Here is a 262-nt window from a genome sequence, read left to right on the forward strand (position 1 = left end):
CGGTCGAGGGTGGCCACGTCGAGATGCGTCACGTAGCCGATGTCGTCGGCGTGCACGGCGCGCGCCCCCGGCGGCACCGTGGTCAGCCGGCGCGCGCCGAGAGCGGGCGACGCGGCGTGCCGCTGGATGGTCAGCGTCGCGGCCTGCTCCACGCGGTCGATGACATCCGCCATCCGTCCGAACGTCGACAGGTGCGAGATCCAGCGCAGCAACGTGAAGACGACGATCGCGATGACGACGAGCGTGCCCACGAAGAGGATCG

Annotated in this window: 1 protein-coding gene; it reads right to left on the reverse strand. The window is 71.0% G+C overall.

Features of this window, described 5'->3' with window-relative positions; genetic code table 11:
* Positions 1-262 (reverse strand): DUF2254 family protein (locus tag EOD29_RS32670; RefSeq protein WP_127248854.1); only part of this gene is annotated, 262 nt, incomplete at both ends.

This window comes from Mesorhizobium sp. M1A.T.Ca.IN.004.03.1.1 (genome assembly GCF_003997555.1).
Classification (GTDB): domain Bacteria; phylum Pseudomonadota; class Alphaproteobacteria; order Rhizobiales; family Rhizobiaceae; genus Mesorhizobium.